23 protein-coding genes are annotated in these 20,146 nt (G+C 40.1%); 2 read left to right on the top strand and 21 right to left on the bottom strand.

What is annotated here, in order from left to right:
* Position 1 precedes the first annotated feature (1 nt).
* From ccmE to ccmA, 4 genes are all read right to left on the bottom strand, one after another.
* Entirely contained in the window at positions 2-469 is a 468-nt protein-coding gene (gene ccmE / locus AC0L3Y_RS09300) for a cytochrome c maturation protein CcmE (RefSeq protein WP_473461145.1), read from the bottom strand.
* Entirely contained in the window at positions 469-645 is a 177-nt protein-coding gene (ccmD, locus tag AC0L3Y_RS09295; RefSeq protein WP_473461142.1) for a heme exporter protein CcmD, read from the bottom strand. Before ccmD ends, ccmE begins: the two co-directional genes overlap by 1 nt.
* The gene (ccmB, locus tag AC0L3Y_RS09290; RefSeq protein WP_473461138.1) at positions 635-2,041 is read right to left on the bottom strand and encodes a heme exporter protein CcmB; all 1,407 of its coding nucleotides are present in this window, start codon (positions 2,039-2,041) and stop codon (positions 635-637) included. The genes ccmD and ccmB overlap by 11 nt, the downstream gene beginning before the upstream one ends.
* A 109-nt stretch (positions 2,042-2,150) precedes the next feature.
* Positions 2,151-2,651, bottom strand: a complete 501-nt coding sequence (gene ccmA / locus AC0L3Y_RS09285) for a heme ABC exporter ATP-binding protein CcmA (RefSeq protein ID WP_473461134.1) — start codon at positions 2,649-2,651, stop codon at positions 2,151-2,153.
* A 108-nt stretch (positions 2,652-2,759) separates the two neighbouring features.
* Between ccmA and fliK the strand changes: the two genes are divergently transcribed.
* Both fliK and AC0L3Y_RS09275 read left to right on the top strand, forming a co-directional pair.
* Positions 2,760-4,649, top strand: coding sequence for a flagellar hook-length control protein FliK (gene fliK, locus AC0L3Y_RS09280; RefSeq protein ID WP_473461130.1), 1,890 nt, complete (start codon positions 2,760-2,762; stop codon positions 4,647-4,649).
* Positions 4,646-4,897: an EscU/YscU/HrcU family type III secretion system export apparatus switch protein gene (locus AC0L3Y_RS09275; protein WP_473461126.1), complete on the top strand. Its 252-nt coding sequence runs from the start codon at positions 4,646-4,648 to the stop codon at positions 4,895-4,897. The genes fliK and AC0L3Y_RS09275 overlap by 4 nt, the downstream gene beginning before the upstream one ends.
* Here AC0L3Y_RS09275 and AC0L3Y_RS09270 read toward each other — a convergent pair.
* The 17 genes from AC0L3Y_RS09270 to fliQ form a co-directional block, all read right to left on the bottom strand.
* Complete coding sequence (locus AC0L3Y_RS09270; protein WP_473461123.1) at positions 4,888-5,292, bottom strand: DUF2802 domain-containing protein; 405 nt, start codon at positions 5,290-5,292, stop codon at positions 4,888-4,890. The genes AC0L3Y_RS09275 and AC0L3Y_RS09270 overlap by 10 nt on opposite strands.
* 21 nt (positions 5,293-5,313) lie before the next feature.
* A complete protein-coding gene (locus AC0L3Y_RS09265) occupies positions 5,314-5,805 on the bottom strand; it encodes a chemotaxis protein CheW (protein WP_473461120.1) in 492 nt (163 codons plus the stop codon).
* Positions 5,806-5,841: 36 nt separating this feature from the next.
* Positions 5,842-6,669, bottom strand: a complete 828-nt coding sequence (locus tag AC0L3Y_RS09260; protein ID WP_473461117.1) for a chemotaxis protein CheW — start codon at positions 6,667-6,669, stop codon at positions 5,842-5,844.
* A 9-nt stretch (positions 6,670-6,678) separates the two neighbouring features.
* Positions 6,679-7,452 carry a ParA family protein gene (locus AC0L3Y_RS09255; RefSeq protein ID WP_473461114.1) on the bottom strand — a complete coding sequence of 258 codons (774 nt, stop codon included), beginning with the start codon at positions 7,450-7,452 and terminating at the stop codon, positions 6,679-6,681.
* Positions 7,453-7,521: 69 nt separating this feature from the next.
* Entirely contained in the window at positions 7,522-8,349 is an 828-nt protein-coding gene (locus tag AC0L3Y_RS09250; protein WP_473461111.1) for a flagellar motor protein MotB, read from the bottom strand.
* Positions 8,342-9,079, bottom strand: a complete 738-nt coding sequence (locus tag AC0L3Y_RS09245) for a flagellar motor protein (RefSeq protein WP_473461107.1) — start codon at positions 9,077-9,079, stop codon at positions 8,342-8,344. The genes AC0L3Y_RS09250 and AC0L3Y_RS09245 overlap by 8 nt, the downstream gene beginning before the upstream one ends.
* A complete protein-coding gene (locus AC0L3Y_RS09240) occupies positions 9,079-10,143 on the bottom strand; it encodes a protein-glutamate methylesterase/protein-glutamine glutaminase (RefSeq protein ID WP_473461103.1) in 1,065 nt (354 codons plus the stop codon). The genes AC0L3Y_RS09245 and AC0L3Y_RS09240 overlap by 1 nt, the downstream gene beginning before the upstream one ends.
* Positions 10,144-10,169: 26 nt before the next feature.
* Positions 10,170-12,353, bottom strand: a complete 2,184-nt coding sequence (locus tag AC0L3Y_RS09235; protein ID WP_473461099.1) for a chemotaxis protein CheA — start codon at positions 12,351-12,353, stop codon at positions 10,170-10,172.
* Between the two features lie 12 nt (positions 12,354-12,365).
* Positions 12,366-12,992, bottom strand: a complete 627-nt coding sequence (locus AC0L3Y_RS09230) for a protein phosphatase CheZ (protein ID WP_473461096.1) — start codon at positions 12,990-12,992, stop codon at positions 12,366-12,368.
* A 32-nt stretch (positions 12,993-13,024) separates the two neighbouring features.
* Positions 13,025-13,150 carry a hypothetical protein gene (locus AC0L3Y_RS09225; protein ID WP_473461093.1) on the bottom strand — a complete coding sequence of 42 codons (126 nt, stop codon included), beginning with the start codon at positions 13,148-13,150 and terminating at the stop codon, positions 13,025-13,027.
* Between the two features lie 9 nt (positions 13,151-13,159).
* Positions 13,160-13,540, bottom strand: coding sequence for a chemotaxis response regulator CheY (locus AC0L3Y_RS09220; protein WP_473470609.1), 381 nt, complete (start codon positions 13,538-13,540; stop codon positions 13,160-13,162).
* A gap of 55 nt (positions 13,541-13,595) precedes the next feature.
* Positions 13,596-14,333, bottom strand: a complete 738-nt coding sequence (locus AC0L3Y_RS09215) for an RNA polymerase sigma factor FliA (protein WP_473461090.1) — start codon at positions 14,331-14,333, stop codon at positions 13,596-13,598.
* Positions 14,334-14,429: 96 nt separating this feature from the next.
* Positions 14,430-15,713 (bottom strand): flagellar biosynthesis protein FlhF, encoded by a 1,284-nt coding sequence (gene flhF / locus AC0L3Y_RS09210; protein WP_473461087.1) that lies wholly within the window; start codon positions 15,711-15,713, stop codon positions 14,430-14,432.
* 100 nt (positions 15,714-15,813) lie between these two features.
* Positions 15,814-17,931: a flagellar biosynthesis protein FlhA gene (gene flhA, locus AC0L3Y_RS09205; RefSeq protein ID WP_473461084.1), complete on the bottom strand. Its 2,118-nt coding sequence runs from the start codon at positions 17,929-17,931 to the stop codon at positions 15,814-15,816.
* A gap of 33 nt (positions 17,932-17,964) precedes the next feature.
* Complete coding sequence (gene flhB / locus AC0L3Y_RS09200) at positions 17,965-19,101, bottom strand: flagellar biosynthesis protein FlhB (RefSeq protein ID WP_473461081.1); 1,137 nt, start codon at positions 19,099-19,101, stop codon at positions 17,965-17,967.
* On the bottom strand, positions 19,094-19,876 hold the full coding sequence (gene fliR, locus AC0L3Y_RS09195) for a flagellar biosynthetic protein FliR (RefSeq protein WP_473461078.1): 783 nt from the start codon (positions 19,874-19,876) through the stop codon (positions 19,094-19,096). The genes flhB and fliR overlap by 8 nt, the downstream gene beginning before the upstream one ends.
* A complete protein-coding gene (fliQ, locus tag AC0L3Y_RS09190; protein ID WP_473461075.1) occupies positions 19,876-20,145 on the bottom strand; it encodes a flagellar biosynthesis protein FliQ in 270 nt (89 codons plus the stop codon). The genes fliR and fliQ overlap by 1 nt, the downstream gene beginning before the upstream one ends.
* Position 20,146: the final 1 nt, after the last annotated feature.

Here is a 20,146-nt window from a genome sequence, read left to right as displayed (position 1 = left end):
ATTAATAAGTAGTTTGTACATTTGAAGTTTTATTAAGTGACGAGTTTTGAGCATTCTCTAATGCTTCCGTCACTTCCGGTGGCATGTACTTTTCATCGTGTTTTGCAAGTACTTGAGTCGCCTTAAATACGCCGTTTTGATTCAACTGCCCTTGTGCCACAATGCCCTGACCTTCTCTAAATAAATCGGGCAAGATACCACTAAACTCAATTTTCACTTTATGTTGAAAATCAGTCACATCAAAAGAGACGGCTAAGGTTTCTGGATGACGTACAACACTACCTTCAACAACCATTCCACCAGCTCGAATGTTCGCATTGTACGGTGCCTCACCCATTACAATCTGAGAAGGAGAATAAAAAAGATTAATATTCTGCTGAAGGGCATACATAACCAAACTAACAGCGCCTCCTAAAAGAACAAGGATAATAGTAATAACGAACAGCCGCTTCTTTCGGACGGGATGCATTAGATTGTTTTATCTCTTAAAAATCGTTTACGTAATGTTTCTTGCACGTGACGACGTTTAGATAAGGTCGACCAGGTTATTAAAATGAGTGTAATTACACTAAAGCCATAAACAGACCATACATAAATACCGTGTCGACCCATTTCAAAAAAATCGGTTAAATTATCAAAGGCCATCTTTCATCACCTCTTGCTTTACCCAGTTTGATCTGTGTTCACGAGCCAAAATTTCAGTCTGCATTCGCCATAAAGCCAGTCCAGCAACTAGGCTGTACAAACCTATTGTTGAAATCAGTAAAGGCAGCCACATTTCAGCAGGCATAGTCGGCTTTTCGGTTAATGTGAATGTGGCCCCTTGGTGTAACGTATTCCACCATTCCACAGAGTATTTAATGATAGGTAAATTAATTAATCCTACGACACTAATAACAGCGACAGTTTTATTGGCTAACACCACATCATCCAATGAGTTTTGAAGAGCCATAATCCCCATATACAATAAAAAAAGCACCAGTACAGAGGTTAATCGGGCATCCCAAACCCACCAAGTTCCCCAAGTAGGTTTTCCCCAAATTGCGCCAGAAACAAGCGCCATTAACGCCATAGCAGCACCAACAGGCGCTACCGCTTTAATAAAGATAGGCGCTATCTTCATTTGCCAAATAAGGAAAACAAAACCAGCCAAGCCTAAAGCTAGATAACAGGACTGTGCTAACATGGCGACGGGGACATGAATATAAATAATCCGAAAACTATTACCTTGCTGGTAGTCTTCAGGCGCAAAAGCCAGTCCCCAAACGATCCCGACAAGCAAACTAATACAACCAAAACTAAACAAAGGTAGCGCCCAAGGTTTAGACCAATAAAAAAACCACTTTGGCGATCCTAATTTATAAAACCAAACCCAACTCATTAATTTACACTCGCTTTTATAGCAATCGCCGTCATAAAAGGAGCAATCACTAAAGACAATAAAAAAATCGCCAACAACATCGCTACCCCCTAAATAAGGCAATCCTAATTGGGCTGCACGCACAGCGGATGTAGCAAAAATAATAATGGGTAAATAAAACGGCAATATCAACAGCATAACCAACATAGCTCCTTGCCTTAATGAAACGGTCAAAGAAGCGCCAATTGATCCAATTAAAAATAAACTCGGTGTACCAATCACCAAGGTTACAATTAGCACCCAGAAACTGTCATCCGGCAAATAAAGCATTTCAGCTAATAAAGGCATCATTAACAACAATGGCAAAAGTACAACCAACCATTGCGCCATTGTTTTTAACAACATCAATAAAGGCAAAGACAAACCACTGATAACCAACTGATCTAACGAACCATCTGCATAGTCTTCTTTAAACATACCTTCTGTCGCCATTAAAATAGCCAAAACAGTGGCACACCATAAAATGCCGTCTGCTGCGGGCGACAAAAAATCAGGAGAAGGATTCACCCCTAATGGAAACAGCACCACAACGATAATAAAAAACAGAAGAGCATTGAATATATCTTGTTTTCGTCGCCACAAGACTAAAAATTCTGCGTTAATAAAAGATAAATACGTCATAGGGACAAGCTAATATCTCGTGAATGAAGAGACAATAAATCTTGATGCGTTGTTAAAATAACCGCTCCGCCTGATGCTGTATGCTGTGCTATACGTTTTTCTAAAATTCCTACACCTTCCGCATCCAGAGAGGCAAAAGGTTCATCAAGTAACCATAACTTTTTTTACTCAACCATAAGCGAGACAAAGCTACACGCCTTATTTGACCTGCTGACAATGAGTTTACAGAGAAGTCTAATAGAGATAGAAGCCCCAACATTTCTAATGCGAAATGTAGCTCATTTGATGAAGCCGAAGGACAATACCAGTGAAGGTTTTCCTCAACCGTTAGTACTTTTTTCACACCTGCGGAATGGCCAAGGTACAAGATATTTTCCTGTAGAGTGTGACGATCATTTGTTACTTCTTGGCCGTCAAAAAACAACCTTCCCTCTAGTGGGGACATAAACCCTGAAATCACTTTCAGAAGTGAGCTTTTCCCCGCGCCATTTTCGCCTAAGATACGCAGTACATCACCAGCAAACAGGTCAAAAGAGAGTCTTTTACAAAGATCTCTTTCTCCACGTTCAATCCAAAGATCAGATATTGTTAAAAAAGCAGGAGATTGCAAAAGATTTATCCGTTCAGGCCGATATATTAGTCAACATCATTATTGAATATTAAAGCTCTCGTATTATATGAGATTCTTTCTTAAATAACGAACAGATAGGCAAACGATATGATCTCTGACATTCTCTCGATGTTGAATCCTTCACAAAGTAAGCAGAATGCCAGTAACATGACATTAGGCAATGCTGGTACGTTAGCCAAATTAAGTAATGAAATTAAGCTTATAGAAAATCTGAGTTTAATTAAATTCCAAGGTAGTGAAACACTTCAGTTTCAAGGTAAAGCAATCCAGCTTCTTCATGCCACAGGAACCCAACAACCTTTCACATTAATTAATACAGGTTTACCTATTGATGTCAGTGACTTGAAAAGCGCCCAATTAAATAAAACCAATGCTTCTCAGGCATCCCTATCACTCACTAAAGAATCCTTACCCAGTCAAGCTCAACAAACAACGAATACACCACAAACTAAACAAGTCGATAATCTAATACTCGCATCACGTGTTGTTAATCTAACCGTTTTATCATCAACAGCAACGACCCCTGCGACAACACCACAAACCAATATCACACCAAGTAGTACTCAAGTAAACAGCCCTCAAACAAACAGTGCACAACCAAACAATGCAAAACCAAACAATTCAACAATAGCGGCGGCACCAACACCTCAAACATCCACTAACACAGCAAATAGCGCTCAAACCAATACAGCACAAACACCTTCAGCTTTAGGAAGTATAATCCTTACTAATGCCTCCCCTGGGAACACCTTTCAGGCAAATGCGTCTCAAATTAATACACTACAAGCGACTCCAACACCAACAAATACAAACACATCTCAAACAATGTCAACATCACCAAGCACACCATTGGCAAATACAACCAATACCCTTTTAACAAACAATGCTCAAACCAGAACTCCAGTAGCTCCAGTAGCACCTAATCTTCCAATAAAAAATACGCTACAAACAAACACAACACAGCAGAATACTCTTGTTAAAAACACTCAACAGAATCCTGTTCCAGTAAACACCAGCCAAACACACCTTGCGACTGTAACCGATGGAAAAACAGAATTCCCTATCATCAGCCAAACAGAACTTAAGCAAGGAGATGTGATTCGTGTTTTAGTTGATACCAAAAATAACATGCAAGTACTACCGCCAAAGGCGGACAATACAATTACCACACTACAAACTGAAGCATTAAAACAAAGCTTACCTAAACAGCTTCAACTCAACGATATGTCACAACTCATCAGACAACTGCAAACACTGAGTGAAGCACCATCATCTAATATGCCTGTGCAGACACAACAAGCCCTGAAACAATTAATACAAGGCCTCCCAAGCTTAGCTAACTTAACAACTTCTTCCGAAGTCATGAAACAAGCTATACAAACCAGCGGTACATTTTCGGAGTCTTTATTAATTAACAATAAAACTGAGCTTCTACCTGCAGATTTGAAACTCAATTTAAGTCGAATAAAAGAAACTCAAGAGAGTATGGGTGCATTGCGTTTAGGTAACGTTCCAACCGAGCAAATTGCTAACGCGATTGAACGCATTACTACAACTCAATTACGACATTTTTCAGACCCGAACCAAATCAACACTCAGGTTTATCCATTACACATAGAACTTCCAGTAAGAAATGGACAAGCTTATAGTTTTGTTCGCATAGAAATTGATAAAGACTCGGATAAACAACTAAGTAATAAACAAGATAGACGCTGGTTGGTCAAATTGAAATTTGATTTTGAAGAAACCGGACGATTTGAAGCTAGAACAAGCATTCAAGGAAAAAAAGTAAGTATTATTTTTATAGCAGAAGAAAAAGACACGCTTCAAAAACTACAAAAAAACATACCTATATTAAAAGAACAACTAAGGGAAAAAAATATCGAAGTTGAGCAACTTGATACCTTTCAATCTAGATTGGAAAATGAAACAAGTACGCTTAACAAAAATCAATCTTTGATTGATGTGAGAACATGATGCAAAAAGCCATTGCTCTAAAATATGACTATGACACAGCACCAAAAGTAATCGCAAAAGGCAGCGGAGCACTTGCAGAGAAAATCATGGAAGTGGCGAAAGAAAATGATGTGGTGTTACACCAAAGCCCTGAACTAGTAGAGATGCTCAGCACTTTGGAGTTAGGAGAGGAAATCCCGGAGTCTTTGTATTTAGCGGTCGCAGAAATTATTGCGTTCGCACATAAGATCAAAGACCATCAATGGTAATCAGAATCCTTACGAGATTCTTTTTTTAATAAACTAATAAGTTCAGCTTCTGCTCGAATCAAGCCACATTTCGAAACCAAATCATCAATAGTTGCTCCCATTTCTAAAAGCTCCATTGCCCGATTATAGGAAACATTTCCTTCTTTGGATAATATCTCAGACTGCTTCTCAACCGCTAGATTAAGTTTTTTCTCAATAGCTACTAATCGTCGCCCCATTCCTATTGATCCGGAGGCAAGCACTTGAACTTGTTTTTTCTGACTAATCTCTGTGTCAGTATGCTGAAGCTTCATTCTATCTAATCGTTTTGATAAACGAAAAGCCCACACTACAACACCAATCAAAATGACAAACTGGAGAGTCAGTAGAAGGTTAAATAACCATTGAGATTCCATCTAGAGCAACTACCTTACTACTTATATACCACCGACTTCGGATAGCTCATCTTCAGATAATAATTTATCAAGATCAACAAGGATCAATAAAATATCATTCTTATGACAAACGCCTTGAATGAATTTAGAAGATTCATCGTTACCCACATTCGGTGTTACTTCAATTTCTGATTGACGAAGATAAACCACTTCGGAAACCGCATCGACAAGAAGACCAATCACATAACCCTCTACTTCCAAAATCATGATACGAGTCGCATCAGTAATTTCACCAGAAGGTAAGCCAAAGCGCTGACAAGTATCAAGCACTGTTACCACAGTACCACGCAAATGAATGATACCAAGAACATAAGTTGGCGCACCTGGAACGGGGGCAATCTCAGAGTAACGTAAAACTTCTTTTACTTGCATAACATTAACGCCATAGATTTCATCTTCTAAGCGAAATGTTACCCATTGCAACATAGGGTCTTCAGAATTACTCGCAGTTTTTAATGCGATACTAGTTGACATAATTTCTCTCCCAAAACCATAAAATGATCATAACAATTATTTGATCGACTTCTTAAATCCATTTTTTGGATCATCTAATAACTCTATAAACCCTTGCACATCAAGTATGGCACACATATGCTCAATCACTGTACCTGCTAGCCAAGGTCTTTTACTTCTATCACTTCGCCATTTAACTTGTGACGGTTCTAAGGTAATCGCCTCTGCAACTTCTTCACAGGCTACCCCCCAATCCGAACGATCAAGCTGAATCACAAATTTAAAATTTTCTTTTAGCTCGCCTTCATAATGATCTGGCATCACCCAACGGGCGGTATCGACTGTTCGAAGGTTAAACTCTCCAACATTTGCTATTCCCATAAACCAATCAGGCTGACCAAAAAGAGAAGTCAGCTTGTCTTGATCACTTTGAAATATTCCACCCAATTCGATTAATGGCACCGCCATTTTTAGGCCGCCCACTCGAAAGAGTAAACATTCAAACCGCCCAACAGCCCATGGTAAAGGGTCTGTTTTCGCGACTCGTGGCTCTGGCTCTGGCTCTGGCTCTGGCTCTGGCTCTGGCTCTGGCTCTGGCTCTGGCTCTGGCTCTGGCTCTGGCTCAATAGTATTGAGTTCCGTTGAGTTATTCATTGAAATAGCATCTTCAAAATCTTTAAAAGATGCATCTAAAGAAGACAACTCTTCTTCGTTGAAATCTGATTCATTTGAACTAACCTCAGATGTTTCTTCAACATCAGAAACATTTTGAGGTTCTTCAATCAGAGACTCCCCTGTCGCTTCTTGCAATAAATCATCAAGATAGCGTTGGACAGCAGCTTGTGGACCAGCTAATTCCTGTTCTTTACTCTTTGTATCTTTCATAAGTCGTTACTATCCCGCTGGGTTCAACAAAGAATCCATCAGACTTGCATAAGCTTTAATCCCACGCGCATTAGGATCTAATGCTGAAGGAGCAATACCCGCAGTACTTGCATCTCTTAATTTTGTATCTACCGGAATGACTGAGTGCCAAACCAATTCTTCATAAGTATCTTTTAAATTCCGTAAGCTTTTATTTGACGCTTGGGTACGCCTATCAAAAAGTGTTGGAACAATTAAAAATGGAACCGGCCGTTTTCTTGCTCGGTTTATCATGGTCAGTGTTCTAACCATTCGCTCCAAACCTTTAATAGCTAAAAATTCTGTTTGCACAGGTATAACTAGCTGCTGACAAGCCGCTAGGGCATTAATCATTAAAACACCAAGCACTGGTGGACTATCAATCAATACGTAATCATAGTCATCCCATAAAATAGCCAAGGTTTTAGAAATGACAAGGCCCATACCACCTTGCGCCTGAGCATGACGCTCTAATGTGGCTAAGGCTGTCGATGCAGGTAATAAAGATAAATTAGGATGCCCCGTCTCCAAGATCAAAGAAGCAGGCAGTTCTTCTGGTATTTTACCCGGCGCTTGAAAAAGGTTATAAGCACTCTTCTCAATTGAGTCTGGATCAAAACGAAAATAACTGGTTAATGATCCATGAGGATCAAGATCGATCATTAATACTCGATGCCCAGCGTCAGCCAACAGCCCTGCTAAAGAGACAACCGTTGTCGTTTTACCTACACCGCCTTTCTGATTCGCCACTGCCCAAATGTGCACTCTGACTCCCCTGATACCCTATGCTATTATTTTGCTTACTAATTCCTTGCAATCATATACAGTAATACGCTAATTAAACAAGTAATCATGAGCATTATCTGCATTACGCTTACTAATTTTTAACGTGACTCGCCTATTCTGCTGACGAGCATATTCATTAGTATTTCTGACTTTAGGGTTTTCACTAGAAAATCCTATTGGTGCAATCATCTTAGGATTAATACCTCTATACACCAACTCATCCACAACTGCCGAAGACCTTAGACTTGATAAATGCCAATTTGATACAAGCCGATTTGAATTAACAGGTAAATCGTCTGTATTACCTTCCACCAAAACAACTGATGGATATTGAATTAGCACGTTAGCAACCAAGATAAGTAACGCCACGGCTTCATTTGTTAGATCATATTCACCCTGATCAAATAACAAACTTGAATTAAGCTCTAGACTCACCCATTGAGCAGATTCAGAGACCGATATTTGACCAGACGCATATAAATCTGAAGATTGATTTTCAACAATTTGACTTAATAATGAATAGACAGCCGATGATTGACTCTGACTCTCTTCTATCGTGGGAATCGCCACTGGAATAGGCTTTGTTTCAACAACTTCAATATCTTTTGGCTCCCCTACAATAGGCTCGCCAATATTAATTGGTTTTACCGATTTCTGTACAGCATCAAAAACACCGTGAAGTGTTTCTTTTAATTTGGCCTCATCTCCTGAGTTCTGTAAGGACAAGGCGTAAAGAGCGACAAAAAAGGCGAATAATAAAGTAATAAAATCAGCATAAGACAACAACCAACGATCTTTTCCTTGCGAATTCGAAGCAGCAGTTTTAATAGCTACTCGTCTGCGTCTTAAAGGCCGAGGTGAAGTTTCATCACTCATAAGTATTAAGCTCTAACTCTAATCGATAAGGATGTTTACCAACTGCGATACCACAAATACCGTCTATCAACATTTGATGGTAAAGAAGCTCTTTATCCACATAGCTGGAAAGTTTCTTAACAATAGGAAAAATAACTAAATTCGCAAAGCCTTGCCCATATAGAGTAGAGACAAATGCAACAGCAATACCATGACCTAATGCCTCGGGACTATCTAAATTAGCCATTGCTTGAATAAGGCCTAAAACTGACCCCATAATCCCTAATGTTGGAGCATAACCTCCAATTGATTCAATGAAGGCAACACTTTTCATTCTCTTTTCGTAGATTCGAACCGCATCATCATTAAGTCGATCCACTAATAATTCCGGATCAACACCATCAACAACCATTTGCATAGCTCTGCTCGAGAATGGATTATTAAACGATTTAATATCAGATTCTAAGGCAAGTAAGGATAGGCGTCTGGCTTTGTGAGCAAGATTATTTAGGAGCGCGCGGGCAAAGTTGAAGTCATAAACAGGAGGAAATAAGCTCCATTTAAGCAATGAAAGCGCACGAACTGCATCTTTAATATTACTTTGGATTAATGTGGCGCCCAAACTGCCCACAACGACAATAATAGCGGAAGGCAGATTAAGGAGCAGAACAACCTCTCCGCCACCTAACCAGTTGGCGAAGAAGACTGAACTAAAAGCAATCAAAAGACCCGCTAAGGTAACAAAATCCATTAGCTAACCTCACGTGCGATACGTTCACCAATATGTTCTAAATCAATAATTTCATCAGCTAAATTGGCTTTCTCAACAGCCATAGGCATGCCATAGATAACACAAGATTCTTCACTTTGAATCCAAACTTTAGAGCCTGAACTCTTTAGCATACGAGCACCTTCACGTCCGTCAGCCCCCATACCAGTCATAACCACTGATAATACTTTCCCTGGATAGCACTTTGACGCAGAGCCAAAGGTCACGTCGACGGATGGTTTATAATTCAATCGTTCATCACCATCAAGTATACGAACACAGCCGCCATTACGTGGATCGATCATCATTTGCTTTCCACCAGGTGCTAGTAATGCAACTCCAGGAGTCAGACGATCTCCATCTTGTGCTTCTTTAACAGTGATTTGACAAATGTTATTCAATCTATCTGCAAAAGCACCAGTAAATGCGGCTGGCATATGCTGCACAATCACTAAAGGTGCGGAAAAATCTTTTGGCAATTTACTAAGAACGGATTGAAGGGCCATGGGCCCACCTGTAGAAGTACCAATAGCAACGAGACTAACTCGTTTTCTAGCTCGTGGTATAATAACACCACGTTCTGTTACAATTGGCTTTGGAGCTGTTCGTGGAGCAAGCGCTTCAACAGGCCCTCTACTGCCTGCTAAACGTGTCCTTGCGACAGCTAATACACGATCAACTAAAGCTCGTTTAACCACAGCTGAATCACGAGAAATATCCTCGAAATTCTTTGGCATAAAGTCAACAGCACCAGCTTCTAGAGCATCCAGTGTAACTTTAGCTCCCTCATGCGTTAATGAGGAAAACATCAATACTGGCGTTGGCTTAACCTTCATGATATTTACTACGGCCGCGATACCATCTAAAACAGGCATCTCATAATCCATAGTAACAACATCAGGTGATAAGGACTGAACCTTATCTATCGCTTCCTGCCCGTTATTGGCAGTGCCGATTACAGTAAGCCGAGGATCCGCTTCAAAAATTTCAACTAGACGACGTCGGAAAAAACCCGAATCATCTACAACCAATACCTTTACAGGCATATCAAATCCCCTAAATGAAAAGCGTATTATCTTGATGCATAAGTTTTAAGCATACTAGGAACATCAAGAATCAATGCAATACGACCATCACCTGTAATCGTTGCGCCAGCTATACCAGCAGTTCCCTGCAACATCTTACCTAACGGTTTGATAACGACTTCTTCCTGACCAACCAATTGATCGACAACAAAGCCAACTTCACTCATACCAACCTGAACAACTACTACATGAGCTTCCGTAGGCATATCATTAGTATCCGATTTTTTAACTAGCCAATTTTTGAGGTGAAATATTGGTAGTGTTTTTCCTCGAATAACAACGACTTGCTGACCATCAACAATGTTGGTCTTTTTCAAATCAAGATGGAATATTTCATTAACACTTACTAATGGAAAAGCAAATGCCTGATCAGATAAAGTCACCATAAGTGTTGGCATTATCGCAAGGGTCAAAGGCACCTTAATGATAAAGCGTGAGCCCTGACCAAGTACTGATTTAATATCCAAAGTACCGTTTAATTGAGAGATTTTGGTTTTCACCACATCCATCCCAACTCCACGACCAGATACATCTGTAATCTCTACTTTTGTTGAGAACCCAGGAGCAAAGATTAAATTAAACGCTTCTTCATCAGATAAACGTTCAGCGGCATCCATATCCATCAAGCCTTTTTCAACGGCTTTTTTACGAAGGAAGTTAGGGTCCATACCTGCGCCATCATCTTCAATAGACAATAGTATATGATCACCTTCCTGCTCAGCAGATAAGATAACTGTACCAACACGAGGCTTACCATTCGCTTCTCGAATATCTGGCCCTTCAACACCATGATCCACAGAGTTTCTCACTAAGTGAACAAGTGGATCTGCTAAGGCCTCAACTAAATTTTTATCTAAGTCTGTATCTTCACCACGAAGAACAAGATTAACCTCTTTTTTCATGTTTCGAGCTAGATCTCGCACTACTCGAGGGAATCGACCAAAAACCTTTTTAATCGGTTGCATACGCGTTTTCATCACCGCGTTCTGCAAATCGCCTGTAACAACATCTAAATTTGATACAGCTTTCCCCATTGACTCGTCTTCACTTTGAAGACCTAAACGAACAAGGCGGTTTCTAACTAATACAAGCTCCCCAACCATATTCATTATGTCATCTAGACGTTTAGTATCGACTCGAACAGTGGCTTCTTGGGTAACTGGCGAGTTAGTCGTTTTTTCAGGTTCAGTGGTTTTAGTTGCAGATTTAGGAACAGGTTTAGGAGCAACTTTCGGCTTAACTGGTGCAGTCTTAGCTTCAACTTTAGCCGCTGCAGGTTCTGCAGCTTTTTTATCACCATTCTTTTCTTGCAAACTATCTAAAAGAGATTCAAATTCGTCTTCTGTTATCAGATCCGAATCACCCCCAACTTTAGGAGCTTCAGATTTAGATTCATCTGTTGATTTGCTTTCTTTTTTAGTTGAGTCAAGCTTATCAAGTAAAGCTTCAAACTCATCTTCTGTTATTTCATCAGAAGAAGACGAAGCATTTTCCACACTAGAGTTTTTATCAAGCCCTGGCGCACTATCGCCATGAAGCTGATTCAACAAAGCATCGAATTCATCTTCTGTAATTTCATCATCAGACTTTGGAGCTTCACTGACTTTCTGGGAGTCGTCATTAGAAGAATCGCCTAATGCATCAAGCAATGACTCAAACTCATCATCAGAAATATCAACAGGTTCATCTGATGAAGAGCTTTCCTCTACCTCATCAACTGGCTCTTCCGGCTCGTCGACCTCAACAACATCAACAGATTCTCCAGCCAGTTCTTCAGCAGTGGGTGCTTTTGCATACACACTAAGCGCTGCTATTAGTTCCGGAGCTGCACGCTCAGGCTCACCACCAGCACGCACGGTATCGAACATCTCATTTACAGCATCAAGCGCCTGTAAAACAATATCCATTAAATCAGAATCTATTTTACGCTGACCGTTTCTTAAAATATCAAAAACGTTTTCAGCATAATGGCAACAATCAACCAGTGCAGTTAATTGTAAAAAACCCGCACCACCTTTAACGGTATGAAAGCCACGAAATATTGCGTTGAGCAATGGCTTATCATCAGGGTTTTGCTCTAAATCTACAAGTTGTTCGGAAAGCTGCTCTAGTATTTCGCCAGCTTCTACCAAAAAATCCTGTAGAATTTCTTCATCGACCTCGAAACTCATCCTCAGCCCCTTTTAGAAACCAAGACTTGATAGCAAGTCGTCTACTTCGTCTTGACTATTCAATACTTCTGGGTTGTTTTGTTTATTAATAGCAGGGCCATGTCCACGTGTATCATCGTGTTCAGACTCTTCCTCTTGGTGTTCAATTCCGGAGATACTATCTACTCGTCCAGCAACAGCAACAAGATGTACAAGCTTCACCTCTACATCTCTGATTAAATCATTCACTCTAGAAATCACCTGACCAGTAAGATCTTGGTAACCTTGCTCTAGAAGAATTGTATTGAGGTTTGAATGCAAGGTAGTGGCACTTTCATCTGCATAACCCAAAAAGACATCAATGCGCTTATATAGATCGCGGAACTCTTGCGGAGTCAAATCTCGCTGAATTAAACGACTCCAATCTTTTCGAAGCCCTCTAGCTTGAGTCTGCAGTTCACTTGCCACAGGAACACTACTATCCACCATATCCATGGTCTTGTTGGCAGCGGCGCTAGTTGTCTCAATAACATAATTTAGTCGATCAGAAGCATCCGTGATCTTACTTGCATCACCTCCACCTTCACCAACAACTAAATCAATTGAATCTACTTGAAAATCACGTATAGCATCATGTAGGCTCCGAGTTAAAAGACCCACTTCGTTATAAAAGCTGTTATGACGAGCTTCACTTAACTCCTGGATTTTTTTATCGCGCTACTAAAATCACCAACTTCAAGGTGATTTAAAAGCTCTACTGCACCGTCTTTTACTAGTTGTTCAAATTCTACTAGCCCAGATCCCAATTTATTTGACATCTACATTTCCTATTTAGCTGCATCTATTCGTTCGAATATTTTCTCAATTTTTTCCTTGAGAGCAACTGCAGTAAACGGCTTAACTACATAACCATTCACTCCTGCTTGTGCAGCAGCAATAATTTGGTCACGCTTAGCTTCAGCGGTTACCATAAGAACAGGAATTGTCTTTAGTTTTTCATCAGCACGAACAGCGCGTAGCAATTCAATACCAGTCATCCCAGGCATATTCCAATCGGTAACAAGAAAGTCAATTGTTCCACCTTGAAGTATAGGCAACGCAGTCGTTCCATCATCCGCCTCAACTGTATTGGTAAATCCTAAATCCCGTAGTAAGTTTTTAATGATTCGTCTCATTGTCGAGAAATCATCAACAATCAGGATTTTCATGTTTTTATCCAATGCAACCTCCACACCCCAAAGGTATTATTCCAAAGCCCATAATTTAATCTCGCCAATTACTTAATCGAGCCCTTAAACGCATAGCCGCTTGACTATGAATTTGACTAACTCTTGATTCACTGACACCGATTACAGCACCAATTTCTTTTAAATTTAACTCTTCGTTGTAGTATAAAGACAATACTAATTTTTCTCGTTCTGGCAGATTATCTATTTCTTTCGCCAATTCACTTTGAAAACCACCTTCTTCAACCAAAGAGTAAGGCGTATTTTCAAATTCAGACTCTGCACTTTCTAAATTATTAGTATCAGAATCTAACATTTCTTCATAGCTAAATAACTGAGTCGACATGGAAGAATGAATCATTTCATGATATTCATCTATACTAATTTCCATGTGAGCCGCAATTTCCACGTCGGAAACTTCACGACCCAGCTTTGCTTCTAATTCTTTAATTGCGTTATTAACTGCCCTGCCATTTCGTCGAACTGAGCGTGGAGCCCAATCCGTTTTTCGCACTTCGTCCATTATGGACCCGCGAATACGAATACCAGCATAGGTTTCAAAGCTAGCACCTTTTGTTGATTCAAAACGCTTATACGCTTCAATCAAACCCATCATGCCAGCTTGAGTTAAATCATCTACATCAACACTATCTGGTAAACGCGCCAATAGATGATAAGCAATTTTCTTCACTAAATACCCATACTGCTCAACAATCGAATCTATCGACAGCGTCGCTTTTTTAGAGTATGTGTTATATCCATTCTTGGTCTGCATAAAATATTCTAAGCAACCTTTACTATTTAAGTTAGTTGCGCCAAGTCACTGTACTACATAGTTTGACGTAACGCTTTCAGTAATAACATATTTTTACTAACTACCATACTTTAATGAGCCATATAACTGACTATAGTGTTCTGCTGTATAAACAGCCCTACTAATCAGGTTATGTGCTCTTGCTGGCTCAATATCATCCGGTATACGTTGACCATCTGCTATATATACAACAGGTAAACCTTCTTCAATAACTACACTAATTGCCTCACCAAGTGAAGCAGATTCATCTAGCTTACTCAAAACACAACCATCTAACTGTACTTGTGAATAAACGTCGACAACCGTTTTTAATACTTGCCGTTGACTAGTACAAGGCAGTACTAAAAGTTTCTTCAATCCAGACCGAGCTCTTTTCATCATTAATAGTTGTCGCTCTAGATTTGAATCTCTTGGATTCATACCAGCAGTATCAACAAGAACCAATGAATAATTTGAATACTTAGCCAAAACTTCATTTAAGTCTGAATATTCATTAACCACTTCTACAGGAACATTCAGAATACGACCAAATGTTCGTAATTGCTCATGGGCTGCAATTCGATAAGTATCCGTCGTTATTAACACAACCCCATCAGAACCATGTTTTAAAACATGCTGTGCAGCGATTTTACCAATTGATGTTGTTTTACCAACGCCGGTAGGCCCCATAAAAGCAATACAGCCACGAAGTTCTGATGTATTAGAACGGACAGGAATGTAATCAGCCAAATGAGCCAATAGACGATTCCAATCATCCTCACGGTCTTTTAAATCAATATCATCTATCAATCTAGACACAACAAAATCAGACAACCCAAGCCCTTTGAGTTTTCCACGTATTCTGGACTCAACACCGGCCACTTTAGAAGAGGTACCATTTTCCGTCTGCTGTCGCTGTTCAAGAATTGCTCGCACGCTTTGAAGCTCTAGCTCCATATCTCGCAATTGCTTAGCACTTTCAGCGTTTCGTATTGATAAAGCCTCCTCCAACCGAGGATCTTCTTTATCATCCGACAATGGTGGCATTTCAATCTTTGAAGTAGATGTTTTTTTCTGGTGCGAAGTGCCATTCGACTCAGAATGCGTGTGCTGCTTGGCTTTCTCAATACGCTCTAAATACTCTGAACTAGGATCGACATACTTATTAGACCTAGGCTCTGGCGATCGTTTAGATGCCATACTAGAAGGCAATGAGCCATCGTAATCCAAAGCGGCTACAATCTCTATCTCACCTGTAGGGAGACGTTGATTTGATAAAATGACAGCATCAGGACCTACAGCATCACGAACTTTTCGTATCGCTTGCCGCATGTCAGGAGCTCGAAACCGCCTAATTTGCATGAATAACTTAATCCTTCCAGTATATTTTTCTTACAAATCCATAGCTTACCCGAAAGATTCAAATAAATATAGATACAATTAATTACATTTATCCTTAAATCTATTGGCCAATTACTCCCACAACAGTAATACGTTTATGGTCTGGAACCTCTTGATAAGAAAGAACTGACATATTCACCATACCATAACGCATAAAACGAGCCAACATAGGTCGTATAGGAGCAGAGACGATTAAAATTGGCGTATTCCCCATTGCTTCTTGCTGTTCAGCAGATTGACGCAATGAGTTCTGCAACTCTTCAGCCATTTGAGGCTCAAGTATAAGCGCTTCCTCATTTTTAATTCCCGATTGCTGACTCTGTTGAACCGTTTGCATCAACATTTTTTCCAACTGAGGTTCTAACGTCAATACTGGAATTTCTTCTACACCGTCTGCCAACGTCTGGATAATAAGTCGAGATAATGACGTTCGAACAGCCGCAGTCAATATCATAGGGTCTTGAGTTTTAGGCTGAACCCCCATAATAGCTTCAGCGATGGTACGCATATCACGTAGCGGCACACCTTCTATCAAAAGATTTTGTAAAATCTTTAAAAGCACACTCAAGGGAACTGTATTTGGTACCAACTCCTCAGCTAATTTAGGGTTATACTGTTTCAACAAACTCAGTAGTTGCTGAACTTCGTCATGACCAATTAATTCATAAGCATGTTTATGCATAATCTGGTTAATGTGTGTAGCCACAACAGTACTAACATCAACAACCGTATAACCATAAGTTTGAGCTTGGTCTCTTTTCTTCGGATCAATCCACACTGCATCAAGACCAAACGATGGATCTTTACCAGGCACTCCATCGACCGTACCAAATACCTGCCCAGGATCGATAGCCAAATCTTTATCAGGGTGAACCTCTGCCTCAGCTAAACTCACCCCCATCAATGTAACGCGATAAGCATTCGGCATTAAATCTAAGTTATCTCGAATATGCACACTCGGAACCAAAAAACCCAAATCTTGAGACAACTTCCGGCGGACGCCCTTTATTCTTGCCAACAACTCACCACCTTGAGTTTTATCAACCAAGGGAATCAAGCGGTAACCCACCTCCAAACCAAGCATATCCACCGGGGCAACATCATCCCAACTTAAATCTTTCATTTCAGCCGGCACGGCTTTATCCGATGATGCCTTCCCAGTTGCAGCTGTTGATTTCTTCGGTGTTTGTTTTTTTCGATATTCAAGGAAGTAAGCAAGCCCACCAATACATGCAGCTAGAGACAAAAATGAAAAATGAGGCATACCAGGAACGATGCCCATAATAGTCATCACACCTGCAGCAACATATAGGGCTTTTGGAGAACCAAACATCTGCTTAACAATTTGCGAGCCCATGTCTCCAGTTTCATTAACTCGAGTAACCATGATAGCGGCAGCAGTAGAAAGCATAAGTGATGGTAACTGAGCAACCAAACCGTCACCAATAGTTAAAAGTGAATAACGCTCTATTGCCTCTGTGAATGAGAGATCATGTTGCGCCATACCAATAGATAAACCGCCAATAATATTAATACCGAGTATTAACAAACCAGCAATGGCATCACCCTTTACAAACTTAGAAGCACCGTCCATAGAACCGTAAAACTCAGCTTCTGACGAAATTTCTATACGACGAGTTTTGGCTTGCTCAGCATCAATCATGCCTGCATTTAAATCAGCATCAATTGCCATTTGCTTACCCGGCATTGCGTCCAAGGTAAAACGTGCACTTACTTCAGATATACGTCCGGCACCCTTTGTTACTACTGCAAAGTTAATAATCATCAAGATTGCAAAGACAACAAAACCAACAACATAGTTACCGCCAATAACCACTTCACCAAATGCCTGAATTACCTTACCAGCAGCATCACCGCCTTCATGGCCATTCAACAACACCACTCGCGTTGAAGCTACGTTTAACGCCAATCGCATCAAAGTGGAAACAAGCAATACAGTTGGAAATACCGCAAAATCCAAAGGACGCATCGAATAAATTGCGACAAGTAAGACCACGATTGCTAAAGCAATATTAAAAGTAAAAAGAACATCCAATAAAAAAGCGGGAATAGGTAAGATCATCATTGCCAAGAGAGACAACAACAAAATCGGAATACCTAAATTCCCACTAAAAATACCTTGAACTTGTCCTGCAATACGACCACGGTCAAAATTCACACTACAATCCTATAGAAAAACAACAAGACACGATCAGCTTCCATCCCACCTAAACTCATCAGGCACATCCAAGTCTGGCATCACTTCCGGTCTTGGCGCTCCAGTACGAGCATTACGTAATTGATAAACATACGCCAACAACTGAGCAACAACTTTAAATAGCCCCTGAGGAATTTCATCACCAACCTCAGTGTGATGATATATGGCTCGCGCCAGCGCTGGGGATTGTATCACAGGGATATCATAGTGATTGCCAACTTCTCGAATTTTCAACGCAATAAAATCACCACCTTTTGCAAGTAGAACAGGGGCTTCACCGCCAGCCTGATCATACGTTAAAGCAACAGAAAAGTGTGTAGGGTTTGTTATAATAACATCGGCTTTAGGCACATCAGACATCATTCGACTCATCGCCGCCTGCCTTTGCATTTGTCGAATACGCCCCTTAACCAAAGGATCGCCCTCTTGTTGTTTGAATTCGTCTTTTACCTCTTGCTTGGTCATTTTAAGCTTTTCTTTGTGAGACCAAATTTGAAAAGGGACATCAATGGCAGCAATCAAGGCTAAGGCCAAGGCTACAAATATAAAAGACCAAACTACAATATCAATACCATGAGCTATAGCTAATTGAATAGATTGAAATGTTAGGCCTAAGGTTTCAGGTAAAAAAAAGTTCAGAACCACAAAAGCAACAAAACCGACCAGAGTCACCTTAGCAATTGATTTAAATAACTCAACTAAGGATTGCACCGAAAACATTCGCTTCAAACCAGCAATAGGATTCAATTTACTCAACTTAGGAGTCAAAGGTTCCCAAGAAAAATTCAATCCCCCCAAAGCAATACTACCAATAATACCTGCCACCGCTAAAACAGACATAAGCAATACCATAGAATCCATCATAGTCACCACAGACTGATAGAGGTGAAAAATCATCCGACTAAAGTCAAAAACATCTTCTCTTTCTATAATAAAGTTGAAATCAAATAAAGTCGCAAGATCGCGAACCAACAAGGTTCCAGTTGCATAAATAGTTGCTGCAGCGACAATCAATAAAAGCGCAGAACTTAAGTCCTTAGAACGAGGGAGATTACCTTTATTACGAGCATCCTGAAGTTTCTTACTACTGGCACCTTCGGTTTTTTCACTACCGTCTTCATTTTCAGCCATTCAAATGAATCCCCCAAGTTGTCTTCATCCAGTCAATAATTTCCGCAAAAAAGAGTAAATAAATACTTAAGAATTCATCCAACATAACCCAGAAAAAGAACAAAGAGAATAGCATTATAATGGGAAAGCCAAGTGCAAAAATATTTAGCTGAGGAGATGCCTTGGCTACAACACCAAATGACAAGTTAATGACTAATACTGCAATCGCCAAAGGCAAAACAATAAGCAACGCCTTTTCAAACATCCAACCACCAAGAAGCACTAATTGCCAGTAGCGCTGACTATCAAAACCACCACCAATTGGCCAATAATTAAAACTCTCCGCCAGATATTCGATCATCACCAAATGACCATTCGTTCCGAGAAAAGCCAACGCCACCATAGATAAATAGTACTGACCTAATGTTGCAACCGAAATACCGTTTGCAGGGTCATTAGACATAGCAAAACCAAGCCCCGCTTTCATCGCAGCCAACTGCCCAGCTAGAGAAAATAGCTGAAACAGAATAGTCACAACAAAACCCAATACAAAGCCGATCACTAACTGCTCCGCAATCAACACAATATAAGCAGGAGAAATAGGGTCATGATTAGGGACATTAACAATTGGCGTCACTATGATCGCGACAAGAAAGGAAAATACGATACGCACTCGCGTACTAACTAGGCGACTACCAATAAGCGGTAACGCCATAAAAAAGGCGCCAATGCGAAAAAAAGGCAAAAGAAAACTGATCGTTAAAGTTAATAGTTGGTCAGGATTAAGCTCTAACATCAGCCTATTATCATAGGAATATTAATGAATAAACCGGTCGTAAAATCCATTAATTTCGTTAAAATCCATGGACCCAACTGCATGATAACCAAGATGGTGACAATCAACCTAGGAAGAAAAGAAAGTGTCTGCTCGTTAATTTGAGTTGCTGCTTGAAATACACTCACCATCAAACCAACCAACAAACTTGGCAGCATGACAGCACCAACAATCAATACAATAAGATAAAAGCCTTGCCCATATAAATCTAAAACCACTTGAGGATTCATA

The organism is Marinomonas sp. GJ51-14 (genome assembly GCF_055808695.1).
The sequence above is the reverse complement of the archived record's forward strand: the minus strand, read 5'-3'. Positions and strand labels throughout refer to the sequence as shown.

What these genes read in the sequence shown, in the direction of transcription:
- ccmE (WP_473461145.1), bottom strand. Translation starts at nt 469, where the DNA reads ATGCATCCCGTCCGAAAGAAGCGGCTGTTCGTTATTACTATTATCCTT.
- ccmD (WP_473461142.1), bottom strand. Translation starts at nt 645, where the DNA reads ATGGCCTTTGATAATTTAACCGATTTTTTTGAAATGGGTCGACACGGT.
- ccmB (WP_473461138.1), bottom strand. Translation starts at nt 2,041, where the DNA reads ATGACGTATTTATCTTTTATTAACGCAGAATTTTTAGTCTTGTGGCGA.
- fliK (WP_473461130.1), top strand. Translation starts at nt 2,760, where the DNA reads ATGATCTCTGACATTCTCTCGATGTTGAATCCTTCACAAAGTAAGCAG.
- AC0L3Y_RS09275 (WP_473461126.1), top strand. Translation starts at nt 4,646, where the DNA reads ATGATGCAAAAAGCCATTGCTCTAAAATATGACTATGACACAGCACCA.
- AC0L3Y_RS09270 (WP_473461123.1), bottom strand. Translation starts at nt 5,292, where the DNA reads ATGGAATCTCAATGGTTATTTAACCTTCTACTGACTCTCCAGTTTGTC.
- AC0L3Y_RS09265 (WP_473461120.1), bottom strand. Translation starts at nt 5,805, where the DNA reads ATGTCAACTAGTATCGCATTAAAAACTGCGAGTAATTCTGAAGACCCT.
- AC0L3Y_RS09260 (WP_473461117.1), bottom strand. Translation starts at nt 6,669, where the DNA reads ATGAAAGATACAAAGAGTAAAGAACAGGAATTAGCTGGTCCACAAGCT.
- AC0L3Y_RS09250 (WP_473461111.1), bottom strand. Translation starts at nt 8,349, where the DNA reads ATGAGTGATGAAACTTCACCTCGGCCTTTAAGACGCAGACGAGTAGCT.
- AC0L3Y_RS09245 (WP_473461107.1), bottom strand. Translation starts at nt 9,079, where the DNA reads ATGGATTTTGTTACCTTAGCGGGTCTTTTGATTGCTTTTAGTTCAGTC.
- AC0L3Y_RS09240 (WP_473461103.1), bottom strand. Translation starts at nt 10,143, where the DNA reads ATGCCTGTAAAGGTATTGGTTGTAGATGATTCGGGTTTTTTCCGACGT.
- AC0L3Y_RS09235 (WP_473461099.1), bottom strand. Translation starts at nt 12,353, where the DNA reads ATGAGTTTCGAGGTCGATGAAGAAATTCTACAGGATTTTTTGGTAGAA.
- AC0L3Y_RS09225 (WP_473461093.1), bottom strand. Translation starts at nt 13,150, where the DNA reads ATGTCAAATAAATTGGGATCTGGGCTAGTAGAATTTGAACAACTAGTA.
- AC0L3Y_RS09220 (WP_473470609.1), bottom strand. Translation starts at nt 13,540, where the DNA reads ATGAAAATCCTGATTGTTGATGATTTCTCGACAATGAGACGAATCATT.
- AC0L3Y_RS09215 (WP_473461090.1), bottom strand. Translation starts at nt 14,333, where the DNA reads ATGCAGACCAAGAATGGATATAACACATACTCTAAAAAAGCGACGCTG.
- flhF (WP_473461087.1), bottom strand. Translation starts at nt 15,713, where the DNA reads ATGCAAATTAGGCGGTTTCGAGCTCCTGACATGCGGCAAGCGATACGA.
- flhB (WP_473461081.1), bottom strand. Translation starts at nt 19,101, where the DNA reads ATGGCTGAAAATGAAGACGGTAGTGAAAAAACCGAAGGTGCCAGTAGT.
- fliR (WP_473461078.1), bottom strand. Translation starts at nt 19,876, where the DNA reads ATGTTAGAGCTTAATCCTGACCAACTATTAACTTTAACGATCAGTTTT.
- fliQ (WP_473461075.1), bottom strand. Translation starts at nt 20,145, where the DNA reads ATGAATCCTCAAGTGGTTTTAGATTTATATGGGCAAGGCTTTTATCTT.